22 protein-coding genes and 1 tRNA gene are annotated in these 24,204 nt (G+C 52.9%); 8 read left to right on the forward strand and 15 right to left on the reverse strand.

Going from position 1 to position 24,204, the window contains the following annotated elements:
• Positions 1-43 precede the first annotated feature (43 nt).
• From E7746_RS13645 to E7746_RS15315, 4 genes are read right to left on the reverse strand one after another with little or no spacing between them, the layout of a single operon-like run.
• Entirely contained in the window at positions 44-2,077 is a 2,034-nt protein-coding gene (locus tag E7746_RS13645) for a RagB/SusD family nutrient uptake outer membrane protein (protein ID WP_136411159.1), read from the reverse strand.
• A 22-nt stretch (positions 2,078-2,099) separates the two neighbouring features.
• A complete protein-coding gene (locus E7746_RS15305) occupies positions 2,100-3,164 on the reverse strand; it encodes a SusC/RagA family TonB-linked outer membrane protein (RefSeq protein ID WP_238337241.1) in 1,065 nt (354 codons plus the stop codon).
• A 39-nt stretch (positions 3,165-3,203) separates the two neighbouring features.
• Positions 3,204-5,153 carry a SusC/RagA family TonB-linked outer membrane protein gene (locus E7746_RS15310; protein WP_238337243.1) on the reverse strand — a complete coding sequence of 650 codons (1,950 nt, stop codon included), beginning with the start codon at positions 5,151-5,153 and terminating at the stop codon, positions 3,204-3,206.
• A complete protein-coding gene (locus tag E7746_RS15315) occupies positions 5,113-5,352 on the reverse strand; it encodes a carboxypeptidase-like regulatory domain-containing protein (RefSeq protein WP_238337245.1) in 240 nt (79 codons plus the stop codon). Before E7746_RS15315 ends, E7746_RS15310 begins: the two co-directional genes overlap by 41 nt.
• A gap of 591 nt (positions 5,353-5,943) precedes the next feature.
• Here E7746_RS15315 and E7746_RS13655 point away from each other — a divergent pair.
• From E7746_RS13655 to E7746_RS13670, 4 genes are all read left to right on the forward strand, one after another.
• A complete protein-coding gene (locus tag E7746_RS13655; protein ID WP_123394982.1) occupies positions 5,944-6,822 on the forward strand; it encodes a TraB/GumN family protein in 879 nt (292 codons plus the stop codon).
• A gap of 62 nt (positions 6,823-6,884) precedes the next feature.
• On the forward strand, positions 6,885-7,718 hold the full coding sequence (locus E7746_RS13660; protein ID WP_136411160.1) for an ATP-binding cassette domain-containing protein: 834 nt from the start codon (positions 6,885-6,887) through the stop codon (positions 7,716-7,718).
• Positions 7,719-7,723: 5 nt separating this feature from the next.
• Complete coding sequence (locus E7746_RS13665; protein WP_238337247.1) at positions 7,724-8,485, forward strand: hypothetical protein; 762 nt, start codon at positions 7,724-7,726, stop codon at positions 8,483-8,485.
• A gap of 6 nt (positions 8,486-8,491) precedes the next feature.
• On the forward strand, positions 8,492-8,854 hold the full coding sequence (locus E7746_RS13670) for a GntR family transcriptional regulator (RefSeq protein ID WP_136411162.1): 363 nt from the start codon (positions 8,492-8,494) through the stop codon (positions 8,852-8,854).
• On the opposite strand, the gene E7746_RS13675 is transcribed toward E7746_RS13670, so the two are convergent.
• From E7746_RS13675 to E7746_RS13715, 9 genes are all read right to left on the reverse strand, one after another.
• Positions 8,839-9,858 (reverse strand): 4-phosphoerythronate dehydrogenase, encoded by a 1,020-nt coding sequence (locus E7746_RS13675; RefSeq protein WP_136411163.1) that lies wholly within the window; start codon positions 9,856-9,858, stop codon positions 8,839-8,841. The genes E7746_RS13670 and E7746_RS13675 overlap by 16 nt on opposite strands.
• A gap of 36 nt (positions 9,859-9,894) precedes the next feature.
• Complete coding sequence (locus tag E7746_RS13680) at positions 9,895-10,557, reverse strand: hypothetical protein (protein WP_136411164.1); 663 nt, start codon at positions 10,555-10,557, stop codon at positions 9,895-9,897.
• Positions 10,503-10,874 (reverse strand): hypothetical protein, encoded by a 372-nt coding sequence (locus tag E7746_RS13685; RefSeq protein ID WP_136411165.1) that lies wholly within the window; start codon positions 10,872-10,874, stop codon positions 10,503-10,505. Before E7746_RS13685 ends, E7746_RS13680 begins: the two co-directional genes overlap by 55 nt.
• Before the next feature lie 12 nt (positions 10,875-10,886).
• Positions 10,887-12,164, reverse strand: coding sequence for a phosphoribosylamine--glycine ligase (gene purD, locus E7746_RS13690; protein WP_136411364.1), 1,278 nt, complete (start codon positions 12,162-12,164; stop codon positions 10,887-10,889).
• Positions 12,165-12,204: 40 nt separating this feature from the next.
• Positions 12,205-13,752, reverse strand: a complete 1,548-nt coding sequence (locus E7746_RS13695; RefSeq protein WP_238337249.1) for a THUMP domain-containing class I SAM-dependent RNA methyltransferase — start codon at positions 13,750-13,752, stop codon at positions 12,205-12,207.
• Positions 13,752-14,672, reverse strand: coding sequence for a serine O-acetyltransferase (locus E7746_RS13700; protein WP_136411166.1), 921 nt, complete (start codon positions 14,670-14,672; stop codon positions 13,752-13,754). The genes E7746_RS13695 and E7746_RS13700 overlap by 1 nt, the downstream gene beginning before the upstream one ends.
• Positions 14,673-14,767: 95 nt before the next feature.
• The gene (locus E7746_RS13705) at positions 14,768-15,340 is read right to left on the reverse strand and encodes an RsmD family RNA methyltransferase (protein ID WP_136411167.1); all 573 of its coding nucleotides are present in this window, start codon (positions 15,338-15,340) and stop codon (positions 14,768-14,770) included.
• Positions 15,331-16,170, reverse strand: coding sequence for a DUF3822 family protein (locus E7746_RS13710; protein WP_136411168.1), 840 nt, complete (start codon positions 16,168-16,170; stop codon positions 15,331-15,333). The genes E7746_RS13705 and E7746_RS13710 overlap by 10 nt, the downstream gene beginning before the upstream one ends.
• Before the next feature lie 13 nt (positions 16,171-16,183).
• Positions 16,184-18,235: an Ig-like domain-containing protein gene (locus E7746_RS13715; protein ID WP_136411169.1), complete on the reverse strand. Its 2,052-nt coding sequence runs from the start codon at positions 18,233-18,235 to the stop codon at positions 16,184-16,186.
• A gap of 390 nt (positions 18,236-18,625) precedes the next feature.
• On the opposite strand from E7746_RS13715, the gene E7746_RS13720 reads away from it, so the two are divergent.
• The 4 genes from E7746_RS13720 to E7746_RS13735 all read left to right on the forward strand — a co-directional run bounded on the left by E7746_RS13720 (position 18,626) and on the right by E7746_RS13735 (position 19,976).
• Positions 18,626-18,698: transfer RNA gene (locus E7746_RS13720), tRNA-Pro, on the forward strand.
• 155 nt (positions 18,699-18,853) lie between these two features.
• Entirely contained in the window at positions 18,854-19,282 is a 429-nt protein-coding gene (locus E7746_RS13725; RefSeq protein WP_136411170.1) for a DUF3791 domain-containing protein, read from the forward strand.
• On the forward strand, positions 19,279-19,752 hold the full coding sequence (locus E7746_RS13730) for a DUF3990 domain-containing protein (protein WP_136411171.1): 474 nt from the start codon (positions 19,279-19,281) through the stop codon (positions 19,750-19,752). The genes E7746_RS13725 and E7746_RS13730 overlap by 4 nt, the downstream gene beginning before the upstream one ends.
• A complete protein-coding gene (locus E7746_RS13735) occupies positions 19,749-19,976 on the forward strand; it encodes a hypothetical protein (protein WP_136411172.1) in 228 nt (75 codons plus the stop codon). Before E7746_RS13730 ends, E7746_RS13735 begins: the two co-directional genes overlap by 4 nt.
• A 101-nt stretch (positions 19,977-20,077) precedes the next feature.
• Here E7746_RS13735 and E7746_RS13740 read toward each other — a convergent pair whose 3' ends face one another.
• Both E7746_RS13740 and E7746_RS13745 read right to left on the reverse strand, forming a co-directional pair.
• Positions 20,078-22,573, reverse strand: coding sequence for a glycoside hydrolase family 31 protein (locus tag E7746_RS13740; RefSeq protein WP_136411173.1), 2,496 nt, complete (start codon positions 22,571-22,573; stop codon positions 20,078-20,080).
• On the reverse strand, positions 22,573-24,198 hold the full coding sequence (locus tag E7746_RS13745; protein WP_238337250.1) for a RagB/SusD family nutrient uptake outer membrane protein: 1,626 nt from the start codon (positions 24,196-24,198) through the stop codon (positions 22,573-22,575). The genes E7746_RS13740 and E7746_RS13745 overlap by 1 nt, the downstream gene beginning before the upstream one ends.
• Positions 24,199-24,204: the final 6 nt, after the last annotated feature.

Raw genomic sequence — 24,204 nt, forward strand, 5'->3', positions numbered from 1 at the left:
AATCTTAATTACCTGTTTTCTGATATTTGGAATTGCCTGAGGATTACTTTTCAGCCGGCTTTCCTGCAACGAGGGGCCAGTAAGGATTCTGGTAGAGTACCGATTCCGAGGGGCTTGCTCCATCGGGTGAGGTGAGCATAAGCTCGTTGATGGGCAGCGGGTTCAGGTAGTGAGCCATGCGCCATGTACAGCCGTTGTAGGCAGCCTGACCTTCGGTGCGTTCAAATGGACGGAGGTATTCGCTCTTTTCAGGTGCCGAAACGTTGGCATTGGCTTCGTTCCAAACCAAATCGGTGTACCAATTCTGCATCGGAGTGTTCCAGAGGTGCATACCTTCAAGGTGAGCGGGTGAGGTGATGAGCTGATCGTAAGAACGCCAGCGCTTGAGGTCGGCATCACGGAAACCTTCAGAGAGAAGCTCGCAACGACGCTCGCGACGGATGTTGTAGAGCGTACGGTCGGTCAACAGTGCGCCTGCGCTGTAGGCACCCCAGTCGTTCTCGGCCTCCTTGTTCATGTCGGTGAGCGAGATGGTCTTGTTGTAGTCGGGATCTACTTTTGCACGTGTGCGTATTGCGCGCCAGTAAGAGTCGGCTGTACCGTCGATTGTGTGGTTGAGCTCGTAGGAAGCCTCCATGTAGTTAAGGAGAGCCTCAACGGCGCGGAAACAGGGAGCTGCGGTGTAGCCGCCACCGTTGGCATAGTACTTGCGGTTGAAGTTGCCGCCCTTGCGGAGTGCATAGCCTGTAGCGTAGCCGCGCTCGTCATCACCGAGGGTGATAAGGGGATAGGGCTCAACGGGAACAACTTCGGTACCCTGTCCGTTGTCGGGCTCAAAGAGGATGTTCTTCTGTCCGGGCTCCTTAAGGAATACGCTAAGACGAGAGTCGCGGTTGACGCGTACATCGGCAATTGTCTTGTCGCCCATGTAGTATCCGTCGCCGTCGGCATAGGTTCCATGGGTGTAGACGGGAGTACCGTCGGCCATGAGGAAGTTCTGAACATAGCCACGGGTAAGACCTGTGCGCTGGTTGCCACGACCGGCTGCTGCATTGACATTGTGAGTTACAAGTCCGCGGCCGTATTGACGCCAGAGAAGAACTTCGGGATAGCCCGACAAATCTTCGTCGCAGAACATGTTGTAGTAGGGGTTGGCGGGCTCGTCGGCTGACTGCTGAACTTTACCGGTGTTGGCGGTGAGGTTGCCTACATACTTGTCGCCTACCTCCTTGGCAGCCGCCATGGCCTGCTGGAAGAAGAACTTGATTTCCTCGTCGATTGAGCCTGAGGGATAAGAGAAGTCGGGGTTGTAGCTTGCTCCGGGCCATCCTTCACCGCCGGGCACGAATGCAGTGCCCTTGAAGTATTTCAGCCAGGTGGCTTCGTAGAGAGCCACGCGTGACTTGAAGAGCAGAGCGAGGTCGCGGTTGATGTACTGAGAGCTGTAGTTGGTTTCGCTCATCAACAGGGCGGCCTTGTCGAGGTCCTCAAGGATGAAGCGGGCCACCATGTTGCGGGGTGCACGCTTGCTGGCCTCGGTAAGGGTAGCCATGTCGTCGGGCAGCGGCTCGGTGATGATGGGGAAGTCGCCGAATGTCTTCAGACGGTTGAAGTACTGGTAGGCACGGAGGAAGTAGCCTTCGCCGAGCGCATGCTTTATTTCGCTGAGGTTTCCGTAGATGGTGTTCTCCGATCCGTTGATGTCCTCACCGTAACGTGCAAGCGCGTTTGTGAGCATGAAGTTGATGTAGTAGATGCGGGTGAAGCTCCATGTTCCGTGGGTGTTGGCTACGAGCCAGCGGTCGGTGGTGTATTTGTTGTCGGCAGTGACATATATCTGGTTGTCAGTGCCTGAGTCACCTCCAAACAATCCATAGCTCCAGTTGCCGTGGCTCGGGAGAGTATTGGGATACTCGTCAAGCACTACGGCACGTATCTGAGCCAGAGTCGAGTAGTATTTTTCGGGAGAAATCTGCGACATCGGCTCCTTTTCAAGGAAGTCGGAGCAAGATGAGAACATCATCAATCCTCCCACGGCCAATGCTGCCGAAAGATGTGATATTTTATTGTATTTCATGATTGTTACTGTGATTTAATGATTAGAGAGTAAGTGATAATCCGAATGCCCAAGTGCGAGAAAGGGGATATGCGTTACCGTAGCTTCCGTTGTAACCGCCTTTGATTGTTTCGGGATCAAATACCTTGGAGAGCTTGGTGTGCGTCCAGAGGTTGTCGACCGATACATAAAGACGGAGATTCTGAACGAAGAACTTGCGGCTCAACTCCTGAGGAATGGTGTAGCCTACCTGGAGGTTCTTCAGACGGATGTAGGATGCATCCTGGAGGTAGCGGGTCTGTGCCTTCTGGTTCTTGTCCTGATCAAATACGGGACGGGGATAGTAAGCGTCGGTATTTGCCGGAATTATACGATCGGGCAGACCGAGATCCTTGCCGCGGTAGTAGTCCTGATGTTCACCGAGAGCTGCCGACCACCACATGTTGCTGGTGACACCCCAGAAGATGGGTGAGTAGGAGAAGAAGTCACGCTTGCCTACGCCCTGGAAGAATGCGCGGATGTCGAATCCCTTGTAGCTTGCGTTAAGGTCGATACCGTAGAACAAGCGGGGAGTCTCGTTACCGATAACCTTTAAGTCGCCGTGGTCGTCAAGAGTTTCAGCTCCTGAATTGATGCCTGGGTTTCCGTCGAGGTCGCGGTACATGATGTCGCCTTCGCCCCAGTCCCAACCAAGGGACTCCTGTCCGCCAACGGCTTCAAGGTGTGCTTCCATTTCAGCGTTGCTCTTGGCTATACCGATGGTTTCATAACCCCATATTTCGTTGATTTCGCGGCCGTTATTGTGACTCCATATAGACCGGGTTGCATTGCCGGGATAATTGCGGATATAGGTGCGTGCGTCAGAGAGGTTGAATGATACACCGTAATTGAGGCCGAATGCGGTGCGGTCGCGCCATGCGAGGGTAAGTTCCCATCCGTTGGTCTTGAGGTCGCAGTTGTTGGCCGAGGGAGGATTAAGACCGAGAGTTGCGGGCAGCTGTACTGCGGGGCCCACCATGTCGTCGGTGTAGCGGATGAAGGCATCGAATGTACCTGTGAGTCGGTTGTTGAACAAGCCCCAGTCAAGAGCTATGTTCCATGTGCGCACCTTTTCCCAGGTAAGGCTCGAGCTTACAAGGCCGTTTACCTAAGTGGTAGCCGGACGCTTGCCGTTGATGAGCCAGTTACCGTTGGCCTGGCCGATTGACATTGTGCGATAGGTGGGATACCACACATTGGTGTTCTGGTTGGCGAGGCTACCGTAGGATGCACGGAGCTTCAGGAGGTTGCAGTAGGGAGTGAAGTCACGCCAGAACTCCTCCTGGGCGATGTTCCAACCGAGAGAGAATGAAGGAGCCCATGTCCAGCGACGGCCTGAGCGGAAACGTGATGAACCGTCGTAACGGAGGTTGCCTTCTACAAGGTAACGGCCCTTGTAGTCGTAGTTGACACGGCCGAAGAAGCCCATAATCGACCACTGGTTGCGCTGACCTCCTACTGAAGGCTGCTGCTCGCTGCCGTTGCCGCGAAGACCGGTGATGAGGTCGAGTTCGGGAAGGTCTTCGTCCTGAAGTCCGTAACCGGTAGCGTTAAATTTGGTCTGACGCATCTCTTCCGACTGGAAACCGAGCATAACTTTGAAGTTGTGGTTCTCTTTCATTGTCCAGCTGTAGTCGGTGTAGATGTTCCAGTTCATATAGTTGTTCTTGGCAAGTGACTGTTCAAGACGGGAGTCACCCTGAGTGTCATCGACCGAACCATCGACTTTGTGGTTGTAGTAGGGGAGGAAAGTGGAACGGCGTTCGGAATTGTCGGTAGAGTAGTTGAACTCAACGTGGGTAACCCAGTTCTTGATGGGCTCGATAACTACTCCGGCCTGCTGATAGAGCTGGTCGCGTTGAACGGTGCGCACTCCACCGAGAGCAAGTGACATTGCGGGGGTGTCGGCGTTGGAGTTGAAGTAGTAGCCGTTTTCGTCATATACGGGGAGGTTAGGCCATGTCTGGCGACCGATCTTATCGTATAGACCGTTGTCAAATCGGCTTGGGCGGTCGAGGTCGGTGCGAACGAAGCGTGCGCTGTAGTTGAATGTCACCCAAGAGGCGAGCTTTGCCGAAAATTTACCGGCCGCGTTGTAGCGCTTCTGCCCGTCGTGACCGTGACGGAGCATACCGTTATAGTCGAGGTAGCCGATTGATGCGAAGTAGTTTACATTGCCGTTACCGCCGCTTATGCTTGCATTGTGCTCCTGCGAGAAGGCGTTGTCACGGTATAGTTCAGAGTACCAGTCGGTGTTGGCGTATGCTCTTGTGAAGGGGTCCCCGGCGGGCTTTCCCCATACCTCGCCGTTGGTGGGAAGACCTCCCATGTTGCTGCCGCCGTTTTCCTGGAACTCGATCATGTTCTTAAGAGTGGCGTCGTCAAACTGAACGCCCCAATTAGCGTTGGCAGCGGCTTCGTTATAGTACACAGCAAAGTCGTAGCTGTTCATGCTCGACGGCATGCCGATGGGCGATGCCCAGCGGAAGCTGTTGCTGTAGTTTACGACAACTTTGCCTTCCGAACCCTTCTTGGTGGTAATCATGATTACACCGAAGGCAGCGCGGCTACCGTAAATTGAAGAAGATGCCGCATCCTTAAGAACCGAAATGGTTTCGATGTCCTGGGGATTGACGGTGTTGATATCGCCTTCCATACCGTCGATGAGTACGAGCGGCTCTCCGCTTGAACCTTCGCCGATTGTTCCGACACCACGAATGTTGATTGACATGTTGGTTTCAACATCACCTGCATTACGAGTGAGCTGAAGACCGGGGATAAGACCTTGCAGGGCTTCGGTTGCGTTCTTTACCGGGCGGGCTGCGATGTCCTTTGCTGTGGCTACGCCCACGGCACCGGTAAGGTTTACTTTCTTCTGAGTACCGAATCCCACTACGACAACGTCGTCAAGTACATGGGAGTCCTCTTTGAGGGTTGTTTCAACGCCTTCGCCGGCCTTTAAAACTGCAGTTTCACATCCCACGAAGGAGATTTCGAGTTCCGCACCGGGGCGCACCTTATAAGGTGTAGTTACCGTCGAGGTCGGTGGCGCAAGCATTGCTTGGATTGCCTTTTTCTCGTACAGTGGCTCCGATTAACGGATCGCCGAATGAATCAAACACTGTGCCCGTGGCTGTTACCAGGGATTGCTGTGTGTCGGTCGCCGTTTGGGGCTGACCCGCCGCATTTACGTGGGGTGCTCCTGTTACGAGAGCCATGCCCAACAATGTGGCCACAAGAATTCTGTTGAATGTCATTTGGTAATTTAAGGAATTAATTTGACCTGATATTTAAGGATAACTTAAATTTCGTTTGTTTTGGGGGCATTAGAACCTGATTGATTAGGTTTTTCATGCTGATTGGTTTTGTAGCTGTGCAAATTTACGTTAAAAAATTACCCCCCCAATTATTTAACACATATTAACCAAATTAACGTGAATAAATGCTTGATTTTTACAATTGGCCTCTCGCTTGGTGGATACACGTTTGGGCATATCCTTGGTTGTAGTGGGTTATTGGGCAGCTACGCAGCCCTCGGGGATGGTGGGAGGCGCGACATGACCTCACGCTGCACGCACCTAAAGGCGCGTTTGCATGAGGCTAACCTTATTGGGCAGCTAACGCAGCCCTTGCGCTAACGCGGGGGTTCACGGGTGACGCTTCGCTCACCCGCGGTTACGCACATGTAATGCCTCCGGCATACCATCCCCACTCATGCTATGTATTAAAAAAAATTAGAAAAAATTTGGAGATGTGAAATAAAGGATATACCTTTGCGGTATGGTAGTGATGTATATGACTACACTACTACATCACGCTGAACTTATAAACATTAATTATATAGCAATATGAAAAAGTTATTTTTGACATTAGCAGTGATTGTAGCATCGATGAGCTGCAACGCACAATTGTTATGGAAAGTTTCAGGCAACGGAGTAAAGGGCGATTCCTATCTCTTCGGCACTCACCACGTGGCACCCGTCGACATGCTCGACAAGACCCCCGGCTTTAATGACGCTTTGAAAGGAGTCGATGCCGTTTACGGTGAAATCGACATGGCTCTCATGGTATCGCCCGAGGCCCAGCAGTCGATTTTGTCGCTGGCCATGGCACCTGCCGACAGTACTCTCAACAAGCTTTACACCACTGAGCAGTATGACTCGATAAATGCCGTGTTGAAGAAATATACCAGCGGCATGGCTACGCTTGACCAACTCAATATGCTTAAGCCCTCGATGGTTGCCACTCAGATAGCAATGTTCCAAAACATGGTGGCTTTCCCCGGCTTCAACGCTTCGCAGCAGCTCGACCAGACGGTACAGCTGAAGGCCAAGGAACTTGGCAAGGCCATCAAGGACTTTGAAACAGTTGAATTCCAGATGAATCTGCTGTTTGGCGACCCTATCGCCGACCAAGCCGAGGGACTTCTCAAGGCAGCACGTACCGATGAAGAGGCCATAGGCCATGTGAAGGAATTGGCACGCGCCTACACCGAAGGCGATCTTGCCGCTATAGAGAAGGTGATGTTTGCCCCTGAAATAGGCATGGACGAGGAAACTGCAAAGCACATGCTCTATGACCGCAACGACAACTGGATCAAGACCATCAAGGATGCCGTGGGCCACGAATCGATAATGGTAGCCGTGGGTATAGGTCATCTCGTGGGCGAGCGCGGACTCATCAAGCAGCTTCAGGATGCCGGTTACACCGTGACTCCGGTTAAATAAATGACATTACAGCTTCATACTTACAATTCATACTTACACTTGTAGTTAAAAAATCACATTACATGTTAGAACTGAGAAGGCTTAAATTTGCTTACCGCAAGGGTGCCGAGGCGTTGACCAACGCCTCGGCCTCGATTGGCGGGGGTGTCTATCTGCTCCTTGGAGAGAACGGAGCCGGAAAGACGACATTGCTGCACCTGATGGCCGGATTGCTCTATCCCGGCAGTGGTGAGTGTTTGCTCAACGGCGACCCGATAGCGTCGCGACGCCCTTCCGACATGCAGCGGATATTTTTCCTTGGCGACAACATGCCGTTTCCGGGGCGCACGATCGACGAGTTTGTGAAGATGCACGCTCAATTTTTCCCGACCTTTGACCCTCAGCTGCTTGCCGACATACTTGGCCGTTTTGGTATAAACCCGGCGGAGCGCCTTGACGGCATGTCGCTCGGAACGCGCAAGAAGGCACAGCTTGCCTATGCTCTTTCGCTGCGCACGCAGGTGCTCCTTCTCGACGAACCGGCCAACGGGCTCGACATATCGTCGAAGAAACTGCTGCAGGAGATAATCGTAGAGAACATCACCGAGGAGCAGACGATAATCGTGTCGACCCACACCGTGTGGGATTTCAAGAACCTATTTGACGGGCTTTTGGTGCTGAATCACGGACAACTCCTAGTGGCGTCGACTGTCGACGAGATTCTCGGCCGCATTGCCTTTGTGAGCGCTTCGGAGCCGCCGGTGGGTGCGCTCTACATCGAGCGTGTTGCCGGACGATTCAACGCCATCGTGAAAAATGACGGCGACACCGATACCGACATCGACTATGTGCTGCTCTACTCGGCGTTGATGAACGCCGACGCGCGTGACAATATTGTAAAACTTCTAAATGATTAACCGAGATGGACGCTAAATGTGATTGCATGGATTCGTTTTCATGGAGAAGGGTAGGCCGCGTGGCCCGCTTCTATTTTCCTTATATAAAGAAGCAGCTGATAATCTATCCCGCTTTTTCGATTTTGGGGATGGTGATTGTGATACTATCGGAAAGAGTAGCAGGACTGGGCTATGGATTGTTCCTGGCTGTTAAGGGGGCATTGTCGATGATGCTTGTGTTTGCGCCCACGATATTTGCGTCACGCAACGGACTTGATGTTGAAACCGTGCTGCCGGCTACCGGTGCCGAAAAGTCGACATTCATCATAGGCTATGTATGCATTGTGGTTCCTATACTTCTCTATCTTCCCGTTTTTGGGGGCATGCCATGTGACATGCTTAAGGATAATGCCGACATAGCGCGTGTTTTGGCGTTACGTAGCAGTCTTTCCGCTTCTACCTACGGGTTTACAATTATCGAAAACCTGTTTCCGATATCGGTGTGCCTCTATGTTGTCATGAAGCGCACAACCAACCGCATACTGCTTGGTATGGTTTGGTCGGTTGTTGCACTTATATCGATGAGTTTCGTAGGAGGCATCTACGGTATGGTTATGGCCATCTACGGACGATTCTGGGAAAAAAGCAGCAGCGATGTCGAAAGCGTCATGAAGCTGGTGACTGAAGGTATGGAATCTTTCGTCATAGTACTTGGGGTTATATTGCTTATTTGTAGTATCTTTGTACTATATCGCACCCATAAGGTGATAAGCAATCGTCAAATATAACAGTCAATGGACTTCAAGAACAATAAACCGATATATAAGCAGATAATTGACTACTGTTTCGGCAACATCATGTCGGGAGAGTGGGCTGTCGACGGGCGAGTTCCTTCGATAAAGGAGCTTTCGGTTGAGCTTGCTGTCAATAACCGCACTGTTATAAAGGCTTACGAGTATATGCAGATGAAGGAGATAATCTACGTGAAGCGCGGCTTGGGTTACTTTGTGTCGCCCGACGCGCGTGACATAATCGTCGAGGAGCGTCGTGACGAGTTTTTCCATGACACGCTCGACGATGTGTTCAGGGAAATGGATATACTCGGAATCTCAATCGATGATGTGGTGAAGCGCTACCGCGATCACATCACTTCGTGACGGTAATCGTAGGTGTTGCGCAGCTGCTCAAACCTCTCGGGATTTTCTTTCAACGATAAAGTGTCGGCCGCCGGAGTGTAGCTCTCGGCTATGGCTTCCAATGTAACGCTCTCGGCTGCGCCGGGAGCGACTTTTTCGTGCATCTCCACTTGTGGGAGGTTGAAGTGGGCCGTGAGCGCGTTTACCGCCATGGTGGTAGCGCGTATTTTGCCTTCGCGCGAATATCCCGCTATGTGGGGAGTGGCTATGAGCGCTTTTTCAAGGAGCGGGCGTGATATTGTCGGCTCGTTTTCCCAGCAGTCGATGGCTGCGGCTCCTATCGCACCGCTGTCGAGTGCGTCGATCAGCGATTGTGTATCGGTCACGGGGCCTCGCGAAGAGTTTATTACAAGCGGCTTGCGGCCAAGCTCAGCTGTGGAGGAGCCGTCGAGCAGGTGGAAGGTGGGGTGCGCTCCCTGTCGGGCCATGGGTGTGTGAAATGTTATCACATCGGCCAGGCGTGCTATGGATGCCATGTCGGTGAACATCGCGTCGCCTTCGCGCTCGGCTCTCGGAGGGTCGCAGAGCAGAACCTTCATTCCCAACTGCCGTGCCCATCGCTCCACGATTGAACCTACGTGACCTACGCCCACTATGCCTATGGTGAGCGACGACAGCGGTCGGCGGTCGTCGACTGCCTTACGCCATATTGCGATGGAGCCGAACACGTATTGCGCTACGGCGGGAGCGTTACATCCCGGAGCGTTGGCCACGGTTATGCCGTTGGTCTTGCAGTAGTCGAGGTCGATGTGGTCGGTGCCTATGGTGGCGGTGGCTATGAACTTGCACGTGGTGCCGTCGAGCAGCCGGGCGTCACATCGTGTGCGTGTGCGCGTTATCAGCGCGTCGGCGTCACGTAACGCTTCGTTGGTGATTTCATCGGGCGACAGGTAGGTTACGTTGTCGACAATGGGCTCAAGCAGCCCCTTGATGAAGGGTATCTTGTTTTCGATGATGACTTTCATATAGAGATGATGACTTTCATATAGAGATGATGACTTTCATATAGATATGCTCCAGATGTAGAGTGCGGTGTAGGTTCCTATTATACAGAGGATGGGAATGTAACTGCGCAGCTGGTTGTTAAACCTGAAGAAGTGGCCTATCTGCAGGGCCGAGCAGCAGTTAAGTATGGGCAGATAGATTATGAGATTGTTGTAGTCGACGAAAATGAGCACAACCGTAATCAGCGACACTACGAGCCAGAATCCGTTGTAGGCGCGTGTGCGGGCGTTGTAACGGTAGATTCGCATAAGGTTAAGTGTGCCGAACCCGAATCCGAGGAACAGCGTCACGCCCGTGTAGACGATAATCTGCGCAAGCTCTCGGCCTTCAAGTGCGTTGAACAGGCTCACAAACTCGGGTAGCGTGAAGTTGGACGGCGATATGATGCCGAATCCCCACAGAATCCAATAGGGCGTTACGATGCCGATAGCGGCCGCCATCAGTCCGCGCATTGTGAACGAGCGCATCTGCAGGCATCCCACCAGGAAGGCCACAATGTATATGGCATAGGCGTAACTTGTCAGCGAACCTATGCTGATGAGGAAGAAGGTGAGGAATATGCGGCGCGTGAGGTCGGGATTCTGGAAGGTTGAGAAGAGGGGTATTATGGCGAATAGAAGTATCGCGCACATGACGGTGCCGTCGTAGAACTGCCCCATGATGGAGGGGAGTCCCCCTGCATGATCATGAACATGCCCACAAACAGGTGTGACATGGTGCGCAGCACGTTGAATCGCCTGTTCATGTAGGAGAGGAGCAGGGCGAGCAGTACATTGACGGCGATTCCGGCCCACAGCGAGGCGTAACGGTCGGTAATCCATTCGTTGGCCGATGGAAGTCCGAATCCGTTGTTGCCCGTTATGTAGACGATGTCGCCGTTGCGATAGGCAATAATGGTGCCGATGACGGCTGCGGCCATCATCAGCATCATGCCATAGCGTGAGTGCAGATATCGTGTGATTTCCTGCTCCTTCACAGCCTGTAGGGATTATTTCTGTTGTAGAGCCATGAGGTCGCGGCCTATGTCGCGACGGAAATAATGGCCGTCAAAGTCGATGAGCGCGATTGAGGCGTAGCTGTTGGCAAGTGCGTCAGCTATGCTGTCGCCGTAGGAGCTTACCGAAAGAACTCGTCCGCCCGATGTCACGACATTGCCCTCGGCGTCACGCTTGGTACCGGCGTGGAACACGGTGCTTTGCGTCACCTTGTCGAGGCCGCTGATGAGTTTGCCCTTTTCGTAGCTTCCGGGGTATCCGCCCGACACCATCATCACGGTCACTGCCGTGCGCGGGTCCTGACGGAGCTCGAGGTCGCCGAGGTTGCCTCGGGCGGCTGCCTGCATCAGCTCGACGAGGTCGCTGTCGATGCGCAGCATTACTGCTTCGGTTTCGGGGTCGCCCATGCGCACGTTGTACTCGATTACCATAGGCTCGCCCTCAACGTTGATGAGGCCGAGGAATATGAATCCGCGATAAGTGATGCCTTCCGATGCAAGTCCCTTGACGGTGGGCTCGATTATGCGAGTGCGCACCTTCTCCATGAAGGTGTCGTCGGCAAACGGTACTGGGCTTACTGCGCCCATTCCGCCGGTGTTGAGTCCGGTGTCACCTTCGCCTATGCGCTTGTAGTCCTTGGCTACGGGGAGCACGCGGTAGTCGTTGCCGTCGGTGAGCACGAATACCGAACATTCGATGCCCGAGAGGAACTCCTCGATTACCACTGTGGCCGATGATGCTCCGAACATTCCCGAAAGCATCTCCTTAAGCGACTCGCGGGCCTCCTCGATGGTGGGGAGTATGAGCACGCCCTTTCCGGCAGCCAGTCCGTCGGCTTTGAGCACGTAGGGCGGCTTCAGCTCTTCAAGGAAGCGGTATCCCTCCTCGATGTTGTCGGCAGTGAAGCTGCGGTAGCGTGCGGTGGGGATGTTGTGACGCACCATGAACTGCTTGGCGAAGTCCTTGCTGCCTTCAAGCGCGGCACCTGCACGGCTTGGGCCTACGACAAGTATGTCACTGTCGGCAAATCGGTCGTAGATGCCCTTTACAAGCGGGTCTTCGTTGCCTACGACAATCATCTTGATGCCGTTGTCGGTTACAAATTTATCGATTGCGTCGAAGTCGGTAGGCGACATGTCGACATTGGTACCATACTGGGTAGTGCCTCCGTTTCCGGGGGCTATGTATAACTTGCCGAGAAGCGGGCTTTGGCTGATTTTCCATGCGAGAGCCGATTCACGGCCTCCCGAACCAAGAAGCAGAATGTCGATGGGTTGCTGCATATTCACGGGTTGTTAAGTGGTTACTACGTTATTTGTTTTCGTTGGATGATGAGTCGTTGTTTTCGTCGTTGCGCTTCCATCCGCGGCGGCGCATTACGGGAAGGGTGGGCTTGCGTCCGAGTATTGACTTCAGCGCCTTTTCGTTGCGGCGTATTGCCAGCGGGTTTTCCGAAGGTTCCTGAGTCGGCTCCACTTCGGGCTTGTTTGACGGATATTTCTTGCGACCGAGCGGTTTCGGCTTATATTTTTCCTTGAGCGCGTTGTGTTTCTCGCCACGCTTTTCGGGGCGGTCGCCTTTCTTGCCTCCGAATCCCTTGCGGCGTGCGTTGTTGCGCCATTCGTCGTCGGTGAGGCGGCGCTTGGGCTTGCTCTCCTTGGGCGAGGAGTTGCTCTCGGGATCCTTCAGCGAGTGACCTTCGCGACGGAAGCTCTTGTAGTCGCCCTCGAAGATGATGTATTCGCGGAGCTCACACTCGAGCGAACCGTTAAGCAGGGGCATCTTCAATGAGGGTGCCAGTCCTATGCGACGGAAATACTCGTCCTGATATCCGATAATCCAGGCGTGGTAGCCCTTGAACACGTTTTTGAGCTTGTTGCCTATCATCTCGTAGAGGCCGTCCATGTCGTTGACCGAGATGCGCTCGCCGTAGGGGGGATTGGTTACGAGCACTCCGTCGGCGGGAGCCTCAGTCCACTGCGACAGGGGCTTTATGCTGAGGTCGATGTAGCGTCCCACGCCGGCCTGCTTGATGTTTTGCTCGGCGATGGCGATTGCCTTGGGCGATATGTCGCTTCCGTAGATCTTGTAGTCGAATGTGCGCTCCTGCGAGTCGTCGTTGTAGAGGCTTTCAAAGAGTTCTTCGTCGAAGTCCTTCCACTGCTCGAATGCAAAGCGCTTGCGATAGACTCCGGGATTGATGTTGGCGGCGATGAGGGCGGCTTCGATAAGGAATGTGCCCGAGCCGCACATGGGGTCGACGAGCGGACACTCGCCTTTCCATCCGCTCTTGAGCAGAATGCCGGCGGCCAGCACTTCGTTGATGGGAGCCTCGGTCTGTGCCACGCGATAGCCGCGCTTATGTAGTGACTCGCCCGATGAGTCGAGCGACAGCGTGACGCGGTTGCCGTCGATGTGCACGTTTATCATTACATCGGCATCCTGCAGGCGCACGCCGGGACGCTTGTCGGCACCGAAACGGTCCTTGAAGAAGTCGACGATGCCATCCTTGACGCGGTAGGTGACATAACGCGAGTGGGTGAACTGCTCGGAGTTGACAACTGAATCAATGGAGAATGTCTTGTCGATTGATAGCACCGAAGTCCAGTCAAACTCCTTTGTCATCTCATAGAGCGCGTCGGGGTCCGATGCCGTGAATTTGTAGATGGGCTTCAGGATGCGCAGGGCGGTGCGGCAGCACAGGTTGGCCTTGTAGAGAGTGGCGAGGTCGCCCTCAAACGCTACCATGCGGCGTCCGGGCTGTACGTTCAGGGCGCCGATTCCGCGAAGCTCGTCGGCCAGGATCTCTTCCAGTCCTTGGAAGGTCTTTGCTACCATTTCAAATTTTTCAGTATTCATCACTGCTTGATTCTTAAAACGTTGTTGGCTTTTGCTTGAATGAGTCGTTCTCCCGGGGCTACATTCTGGGTTACCCAGATGTTACCTCCTATGATGGCGTTGTCGCCGATTGTTATGCGTCCCAGGATGGAGGCGTTGGAGTATATGATTACGTTGTTTCCTATGATGGGGTGACGCGGTATTCCCTTGATGGGGTTGCCGTCGGGATCCATGTCAAAGCTCTTTGCTCCGAGTGTCACACCCTGATACAGCTTGACATTGTTTCCGAGTATGGCGGTAGCGCCGATCACCACGCCGGTTCCGTGGTCGATGGTAAAGCCTTCGCCAATGGTGGCTGCGGGGTGTATGTCGATACCCGTTTCGCTATGGGCCTGCTCGCTTATCATGCGGGGTATTATAGGCACATCGAGCTTTATCAGCTCATGGGCTATGCGGTAGTTGCAGATGGCGCGTATGCCGGGATAGCAATATATCACCTCCTGGGTGGAGGTTGCCGCAGGGTCGCCTCGGTGGGTGGCGTAGACATCGGTGTTGAGGAGTCGGCGCAGATTGGGGAGCTGCTTGATGAACTCGGCCGCTTTTTCGGCAGCCTTGTGCTCCATCTCATCGTAATCGGGGGCTGTGTCGGTGCATATATCCATCGACAATCCGGCGTGAATCTGGTCAACGAGCAGGTGATAGAGCTTTTCGGCCCACAATCCGGTGAAGTAAGTCACATTGTTGCGTGTCACATCGCTGTCGCCGAAGAATCCGGGAAAAATCAGGGCTCGCGAAAGGTAGATGATTTCCTTGACCGCCTGCTGCGAGGGAAGCGGTTGGCCCTGCCACTGCGAGGGGCAGATGTTGGTCAGGTTGTCGGTGTCCGACAGTCGCCTGACAGTGTCGCGAAGCGTTGCTTCATGTTGCTGATTCAATCCCATCGTTGTACTTGTGAATGCCGGCATATAGTGCTCCCCGGCCTATTCGTTGCAAAATTAGCCAAAAATCCCCATATTCACAATTGTGACACTCTTATTTACTCATTTTCATCCTTTTCGGTCGTTTCTTCATTATCGCCCAGACGGAAGAGCGAGAAATTTACCGATCCGTAGGTGCGGTGGTCGAAGAATCCGGGAAGCGACGAGAAGTCGTAGGCCTTGGAGTGCTCGACTATTACAATGGTGTCGGGCGACAGCATCCGTGAGCCGAGTATGCGTGAGGGAACCTCGCCGAAGTTGGGCAGGTCGTAAGGGGGATCGGCGAAGATTATGTCGAATTTGGTTGCGCAACTCTCGATAAACTTGAATGCGTCACCTTTGATGAGGTTGAGGTTCTTGCAGTTGAGCTGCTGCGCCACCTGCTTGATGAACTTGTATTGCGTGGCGGCCTTTTCAACCGATGTCACTTCGGCGCATCCGCGTGAAAGGAACTCAAATGTTATGGCACCCGTTCCGGCAAACAGGTCGAGAGCCTTCAATCCGTCGAAGTCGACCATGTTTTCAAGCACGTTGAATATGTTTTCACGCGCAAAGTCGGTAGTAGGGCGTGCTGAAATGTTGGTGGGCACGTCAAATCGGCGACGGCCGAATTTTCCTCTTATTATTCGCATAGCGGCAGTATTATTAAGTCAAACGGAGCTTTTCCCCATTGCTCGTCGTCCTTGAGAATGTAGGCGGGCGGGACCACCGGCATTACATATCCGAGGAATTTGCGCAGAATGGGGGTGATTTCATCGCGCAACGCTTCATCGCCGGCTATGAGGAGCTCGTTGCCGGCAGGGTCGAGGTCGAGCATGTCACGGCAGGCCATGATGTAGTAGACGGCGTCCATGATGTCACGGAACCGGAATGTGTTGGCCATGCGCAACGAGTCATTGCCAAGCACGATGATGTCCATCGCATCGCGGCGCAGGTTGACATACATCTTGCCGGCGTTGTCAATGCGGTTCTTGTCGAAGAAGTAGCGGCATTGCGGCGACAGGTTATGTCTTATCACGGGATTGTTGAACGTGCGGCGCAGGAAAGCCGTTATGTTGTTGTCGACCGACATGACAATCGTAGCTCCGATGTGCGTCATGTCGTCGACAATCACTTCGCCCGAAGCCGCTTCCTCGCCGATGGCCTTGATGAGGAGCGCCCGCGGCATGTCACTGTCGCCGGCTATGATGTCGTCGGGTACTATCGCAAACCGAGGCGTGTCGATCAATATGTCAATCTGCAGGAAGTCGCTCAGCAGCACGGGATTGTCGTAGACCACCTCCTCGAGCGATTTCATCAGCGATGCCGATGACGCTTCGAGCGGCAGGCGGCGGTAGATCGCCGATGCTATGTCGTCGGGATTGTAGACGAGTGCATGAAGCGAGTCGTGTCCGAGCCGCAGGGCCAGCCGGCTGCTCCGGGGCTCTTTTATGGTTTCCTTGTCAAGAACGCATATTCCCATACCTGACAGTCGGTTAGCGGCGCAGATTGCGCAGGTTGTTCTGGTTGTTCATGTTGCCTATGTTGCTCGAGCCGTTGGGGTTGCCGGGACCGAAGAAGTTGGTGTCGTCGTAGTAGCCGTCCTCATCTTCATCGCGGTTGCGGTTGTCGTTCTCATCCTCGACAAATGTTCCGTCGGGATTGCGACGGCGCTTCTTCTCCTTGGGCTTGTTCTTCTTTATTTCCTGAGGCTTCTGAAGGTCGATGGGAGTTTCATATATGTCCCAGCTTTGCTCGACATCCCAGTTCTTTTTCAGAACTATCTTCTTGGGGTAGTAATATACCTCCTCGGGCTGTATGGAGTCGAGAAGATTGCCGGTGTCATACTCACCGTTGCCGTTGCGGTCGATATATAGTCGGGCGTAGTAGGTGCCGGGTTGCAGATAGGGGAACTCTGCAACACCGTCCTTCAACGGAGCTATTGCAACGGGATTGTCGTCGGAGCCGAGCACCTCGACAATAGCCGAGTCACGCACACCCGTGACATTGAATGCGAGCAGCGAGTAGTCCTCCAGGGCACGGGCGGTGAACTCATGCTTGAACGGTTTGTTCCACTCGTTGTAGATGCCTACTATCGATGCCGAGTCGGCTGAGAATCGGTATTTTACACCGGGCTCCCACTTGTATTCCACTTTGTAGCGCATGGTGTTGAATGGGTCGACCCTCACGAGTTCCGGCACGGCAAGGGTGTCGAATATCGTGTCGCGTATCATCTCAAGATGCAGTCCTTCGGGGATGATGGTGTCGAGGGGCTGGTTCATCTCAAATATTATAGGCAGGTATATCTCCTGGGTGTTGCTTGTCTTTGCCGATATGTTCAGGAAGGTGAGCTGAGGCCCGACGATGGAGTCGCTGTTTTCCTCGTCGTCTTTTTTCTTCTTTACCTTCTTTTCCTTGGTTTTGTTGGCTTTGGGTTCGCGATAGAGCACCCTTATCGTGTCGTCGCCCCACGACAGTTGTTGCAGTGTGTCGGTGCGCAGGAAGTGCAGTGCAAGCATCATTGTGTCCTGGGCCATAAGGGCGGTGTCGGTTATGAAATATTCGAGTGTGTCGCGTGTCATACCCGTGTTTAGTATCGCAAGCTCGTCGATGCGCTTTCCTGCTGCCGGGCCGTTGAGCAGTGTGATGGTGGGGAATGTGTCGCTCGGAGCCGCGAGGTTGAGCAGAAGACGACGGCGGTCGGGACGGGTATAGTCCTTGAGGTACTGCGCCTTATATCCTTCGTTGAACCATGTGAGCAGAATGTCGTTGGGGAAGTAGTTGGTGCCCGGATGGGTGACGATGGAGTCGCGTCCGTCGAGTGTTATGAGTGTGTCGTTAACCGTAGTAGGTTCGGCATATGGTGACACTGTCACATCGTAGAACGCCACATCCTCGGAACGGTCCCAATGGTAGTCGCGGTTGATGTCGTTGAGCGCGTAAATGCGATAGTTGCCGGGCTTAAGGCCTCTTATTATGAACTGGCCGAGCTGGTTGGTGCGTCCGATACGTTCAAGCGGCAGTGTAGTTATTGCAGTGTCGGAGAGGTTGCTGTAGACACCCACGAGCATATTCTGCGCGGGTTCAAGCGTACGCGCCTCGAAAACCATACCGGCTATTCGCAACGAGTCGATCGAGTCGCCGGTCGAGAAGTCGATTGCAAATCCGTCGAGCGTGTTTCCCTCGTTCAGGTCCTTTATCGCGTCGGAAAAGTCGATGGTATAGGTGGTATTGTCCAGCATGGAGTCACGCAATTCGGCCGTGACACGTTTGCCGTTTGCCGTAATCGACGGGATGTTCTTCTGAGGAGGCGACACTACGACCTTGTTCATCACATCCTCTACCTGCACATTCTCATTAAAGTCGATGGTGATGTGATTCTTTTTGAAGTTCACAGAGCCGATAGCGGGGTTGCTCTGAACGTAAACCGGTGGGTCGACATCGTATTCGCCTCCGGTAGGACGGCCCATTGAAGCGCATGCGGCGAGGATAAACGCCGCAACTGCTGCCAATATCAGCCTCATATATGTAACATCGTTTAATTTCATGTTGACAAAGATACGAATAAGTCGAGTGCAATGCCAAATTTATTTGAGCATTGCCGAGCGAGAGTATCTAAGAAGTATTCAAAGATACGAATAAGTTGAGAGCAAAAGCAAAATTTATTTGAGCATTGTCGAGCGTGAGTATCTAAGACTACAGTCAAAGATACGAATAAGTTGAGAGCAAAAGCAAAATTTATTTTGATTTTGCCGAGCGGAAGTATCTAAGACAGAGTCAAAGATACGAATAAGTTGAGAGCAAAAGCCAAATTTATTTTGATTTTGCCGAATGTAAGTATCTAAGATGCAATCAAAGATAAGCAAAAAATAAATTGTGGCACATTTTTAGTTGATGATTTATAAAAAAGCATTATCTTTGTGGTCGCAAATCGCGCTCGGGGTGTAGCACAGTTGGCAGCGCGCCACGTTCGGGACGTGGAGGTCGGAAGTTCGAGTCTTCTCACCCCGACATTCAGGACTACCTGACATTCAGGTAGCCCTGAATTTTTTTATACCTCCCCGTTCATGAATCCGAGTTGTGGTTACACACAAAAATTCAATAGATTGAACATTATATGCTGTGAAAAAGTTTCTTATATAGGAAACTTTTCATATATTTGCAATATGAACACTAAATTGAAAAAAATAGGAGAGCTCCTTAACATTTGCCGAAAAAATAGAGGACTGACCCAGGAGGAGGTCGGTTCGATGATTGGTGTTCAAAAGGCTATGGTATCGAAAGTTGAAAATGGCTTATGTGTCAATTTCGACACTATCAGTCGTATTGCTGCGGCTCTTGAAGTTGAACCTATGGTGGAATTGAAGCCGGTGAAAAAAGCGGATAAGAACATTATCGACTATGTGATGACGGCAATAATAGAATTTGCCAAGAGGCACAGACTTACAATCAAGGAGGCAAGCAATTATCTCAATCGTTTCAAGGGAATCGATTTCTTGATGGAATTTTATGATGTTGAACATACATTGTCATTCAACGACTGTGTTGACGACTTGACGGTTGTATGCCAAAACAACGGAGGGGAGATAAGATGATACTGTATCACGGCTCAAATGTTTCGATTGATAAGATAGATCTTGCGAAATGCCGCCCTTACAAGGACTTTGGAAAGGGTTTCTATCTGACCGATATTCGCAATCAAGCAGAAAGGATGGCTGCGAGAACGGCAAAGATGTTCCGAGGCGAACCTATATTGACGAGTTTTGAGTTTGATTTGGATTCAGCTTTAAGGCACGGCCTGAAGATAAAGATTTTCGACTCTCCAAATGAAGAGTGGGCGCGCTTCGTCATGGTAAATCGTGACATAAATACTAAGCAGCCGGGACATGATTACGATATAGTGATAGGCCCGGTTGCCGATGACACAATTGCCAGACTACTGCGTATGTTCACTGAGCATTTCATCAGTGAACGGCAACTTGTCGAGGAACTGACATTTTCTGAAGTTACATCACAATATTTCTTTCACACTAAGGCAGCGATAAAGATGCTGAAAAAGATATGAACGATAACACTGCACGATATTTATTTGAAGGTATTTCGGCCGATGTTGTTCGCTATCTTGTGGAGCGTGACGGCATGGAGTTGCCTGACGCAATCTCGGTGTTTCACAATTCGGAAACATTTTCCAAACTGGAGGATTTCGATACGGGGCTTTACATAGAGAGTCCGGCCTATGTATACGATTTACTTCAATCGGAGTTGGAAAACGGCCGGCTTGTGCCTTGAGGATTTATTCAGCCATCAATGTGTGGGTGCGAAAAAGGGGCGCCGCTGCAGAGGTAAGCGGCGCCCCTTTATAATTATGTGGGAATGGAAAATGTATAGGACTACAGTTTTACCGATGTGGCATTGCCGTCGTAGCTTACGGTGCGTGTCACCTTGTGGGCCGCTATATCACCGGCTTCGGTGTCGGGATTTACGACAACGATGTTGAAGCTGCGGTTGTTGAGCATTCCGGGATATGAACCGTTGCGCTGACCGATGTGCAGAGTGCGGGTGGCATCGTCCCAACGGAAAGGAATTTCAGCAAACATTCCCTTCTCGTAGTCGTAGCTTTCGCCGTCGTCCTCATAGAGGATGAATTCGCCGTCGTCACCGGGATATACGCGCAGCTCAAGGCTGTCCCAAGGCTTTTCGGTAGTGTACTGCACCGCAGGGCCAAACGGGATGATGCTGCCGCTCTTTACATATACCGGCATGCGGTCGATGGGGGCGAGGCACTGCACATTCTTGCCGCCGTCGCTCACCTCGTTGCTCCAGAAGTTATACCACTTGCTGCCTTCGGGCAGATAAACGTTGACGGGCGCTGCCGCCTTGGTTATGTCGGGGTATATGGTATGGCCGTTCTTGTCGGCGTCAAGATAGGTGTATAGAGGATCGGTGACGGGCTTTACGAGAAGCGCCTTGCCAAACATATACTGGTCGTCGAGCGTAATCGCCTTGCGGTCGGCGGGGAAGTCCATTACGAGCGGACGCATCATTGTGCCCGAACGCTGCACCACATCGCCTGCGAGGCTGTAGATGTAAGGCATGAGGCGGTAGCGAAGCTCGATGGCTTTCTTCTGGGCGTCAAATGCCCAGTCGCCGGGATTGCCGAAGTTGTAGAGCTCGCTTACCATAGGCGACGAGCAGTGGTTGCGCATCATGGGCATGAAGCATCCCCATTGCATCCAACGCACTTGGAGCTCCTGCATGGCAGGACTCTTGGGATCGTTTTTGTAGTCCCAGCCGAAGAATCCGCCTATGTCTGTGTTCCAGAACGGGATTCCGCAGATAACGTAGTTCAGTCCTGAAGGAATTTGGTTTTTCATCACGTTCCAGTTGGAAACCACATCACCGCTCCAGCTGAATGTGCCGTAGTGCTGCAGGCCAAATGTTCCGCAGCGTGTCATCTGCACCGAGCGGCGGTTGTTGCCCTTCATTTTGCGCTGATGCTCGTAGATTCCCTTGTTGGTCATCAATGCGAATGCATTCTTGACACTGCGCCACGAGCCGTCGTGGGTCATGTAGTCGGCATCGCCCGGAGCCTCGAAGTGGTCGGGTTCGGTGGAGTCGGTCCACCATGCGTCGATGCCCATCTTGTAGAGGTTGGTGAGATATTTCCAGTAGATGTCACGCGCCTTGGGGTTGAACGGGTCGTAGGGACGCACACCGCGGTTGCGCGGCCATGTTTCAAACGGCAACAGCGCGCCTATCTTGTCGAGCTCGCGGTATTGGTCGGTCCACGGGCCGAAATTGGCCCAGATGGATATCATCAGCTTCGAGTTGTTGTCGTGAACGTAGCTCACCATCTCCTCGGGCGACTTTATGCGCGGGTCGGGATACACAGCGTTGGGGTCTTCGTCGTTGGGCAGGTAACGCATCCATTTGGCATCGCCCATCTTGTTGATGTAGTGGGGATTAACAAATTTCATCGCGTTCCAGTTGGAGTCGCAGCCCCAGTATTGCCAGTCCTGCACCATTCCGTCGAGAGGAATCTCGAGGGCGCGGTAACGGTCGAGTACATCACAGAGTTCGTCGCTGCTCTTGTAGCGTTCGCGGCACTGCCAGTGTCCCAGGGTCCAGATGGGGAACATGGTAGCTTCGCCGGTAAGCGAGCGTATGCCGGCAATAACGCCGTCCTGAGTGCCGTCGCGATAGATGAAGTAGTAGTCGATCGAGGGTGCTACCTCCGATGTGAACGATGCAATGTTGTCAATGTCGGTAAACCTTGAGTCGCCGGCATTGTCCCAGTACAGTCCGTAGCCTTTGTCGGATGTGAAGTAGGGTATCGTGATGTTGGTGTTGCCACACCACATCCTTACATCCTGACCGCGCTGGTTGAGAACCGGAGATTGGCGCTGACCGAGTCCGAATATCACCTCGGTTGAGTCAAGATTGTAGGACTGGCTCACTTTGAACCGTCCTTCATCGACCTTGTTGACACAGGGAGCGTGGCTCGATGCGCTTTCACTCAGCAGGAGATTGCCTTTGGAGTCGGAGAAGCGCACATTACCGTCGGCTCCTATTGAGGCTGTCAGCGACGACGACTTCAATGTCACGCCGTTGGCCTTGCGCTCAGTGCCGAGCGTCACGCTCTCGGGCTGCATGATTACCGAGTAGCTCTTCTTGTCGGGAGCCGTTGCGCCCGGATATTTGCTTACTCTTACGATTGAAGGTGAATAGAATGTGACACGGGTGGTCCACTGTCCGTCGGGGGTGACGGTGGCTCCTCCATTGTCCACACTCACGCTTTGAGCCGTGAGTGTGGATGAGATGGATAGGATTGCCAGCCTAAAACTAAATTTTTTATCATAGAAAATGGATATATGGTTGGTTGACATTAATATCCGGGGTTCTGGTGCAGCTTGCTGTTGGTAAGCAGTACCTTGTTGGGTATCGGGTAGAGGTTCTTGTCGGCGTTGCTCTTGTCGTGGGAGAACCATGACTTGGTGGTGAACGCGTTGAAGCGTACCATGTCCTGACGGCGACGGCCTTCCTGACAGAATTCCCATCCGAGCTCGTCGAGGAAGCGGCCGTAGGTTATGTCGGCACCGCCTTCCGATGAGGTGGCATACTCGTCGCGGCGACCATAGTCATAGACGCTGCCGCCCTTGAGTTGCTCGTCGGTCACGACTGCCTTCTCGGGGTTGTTGGGGAATGCGCGTGAGCGCACCATTGTCACGAGCTCGCCTGCGCCCGGCTTGCCGTCACGCATCAATGCCTCGGCCTTCATCATGAGAATGTCGGCGTAACGGAAGAGAGGGAAGTCGTTGCTGAGGCGGTTGGTGATTCCGTGGGCATACTCAAACTTGCCCCAGCGGAAACCGTCGTCGACATCCGATGCGTCGATTGAGGGAACATCCACTTCATATATGAGAGGATTGCCGTCGGAGCTGCGCAGGAGGATGTTGCCCGATGCGTCATATTGTTGTCCCTGGATGTACCACTCGGCAAGACGCTTGTCGTCGGGGTCGAAGCTATTGATGAACTGAGGAATTGCGCATACACCACCCCAAGGACGGTCGGTGAAGCCGTAGGTGGCCTGGTTCTCGGGTGCGAGAGTGTAGAGGTGGAAGTCAAATGCATTCCAGTCGGTCACGTAGATTTCATCGAACGGAAGGGCAAATATTATCTCCTTTGAATTTTCGTTGGCGGTGACAAAGGGGGCGTTGATGTCGGATTCAAGACCGTAGTCGCCGGTGGCCTTGGCATGTTCGATGACAGCGTTGCAGTGGGTAACACATTCGTTCCACATGGCTTGTCCAGTCCACACTTCGGCGTTGAGATACATCTTGGCAAGCAGGGTGTGGGCGGCCCACTTGTTGAAACGTGCATAATAGTATCCGCGTGCCTGGTCGGAGAGGAGGGGAAGATTGTCGTTAACCTCCTTCACGATGAAGTCAAACACCTGCTTGCGGGTTGACTGTTCGGGCAGCTCGACATCCTTGAAGTCGGTGATGATGGGCACATTGCCGTAGAGGTCGATGAGCACGTAATAGTAGGATGCGCGAAGCACTTTCAACTCGGCGATAAGACGCTCTCGTGCATCGCCCTGAATGTCGATGACATTGTCCTCAATCTGCGACAGCACTCGGTTGCAGGCGGTGACACCGTTGAACGTGCGCTCCCAGCCGTTGAGCACGCCTTCATCCTCGGTGGTCCAAGTGTGCTGATGCCAGCGCTTGTAGATGTATCCGTCGACCCATCCTATACCGAGTCGGGCCGGAATGACATCCTGGTCGGCCGACAACTCCTGCGACCTCACTACACCCTGCCACAGCAGCATTGTCTGTCGCCAGGGGATGTAGGCGGCGTTGACCACATAGCTTATATCGGCTTCGGTTTTGGGTTCATATTGCGATGACACGATTGAGCCGTAGCTCTCGTCCTTGAGTTCGGTGCATGATGCCGATGCAAGCAGCAGAGCCGCCATGCCAAATGCTTTGAATATATTATGTTTTTTCATCGTTGT

Source organism: Muribaculum gordoncarteri, from assembly GCF_004803695.1.
Classification (GTDB): domain Bacteria; phylum Bacteroidota; class Bacteroidia; order Bacteroidales; family Muribaculaceae; genus Muribaculum; species Muribaculum gordoncarteri.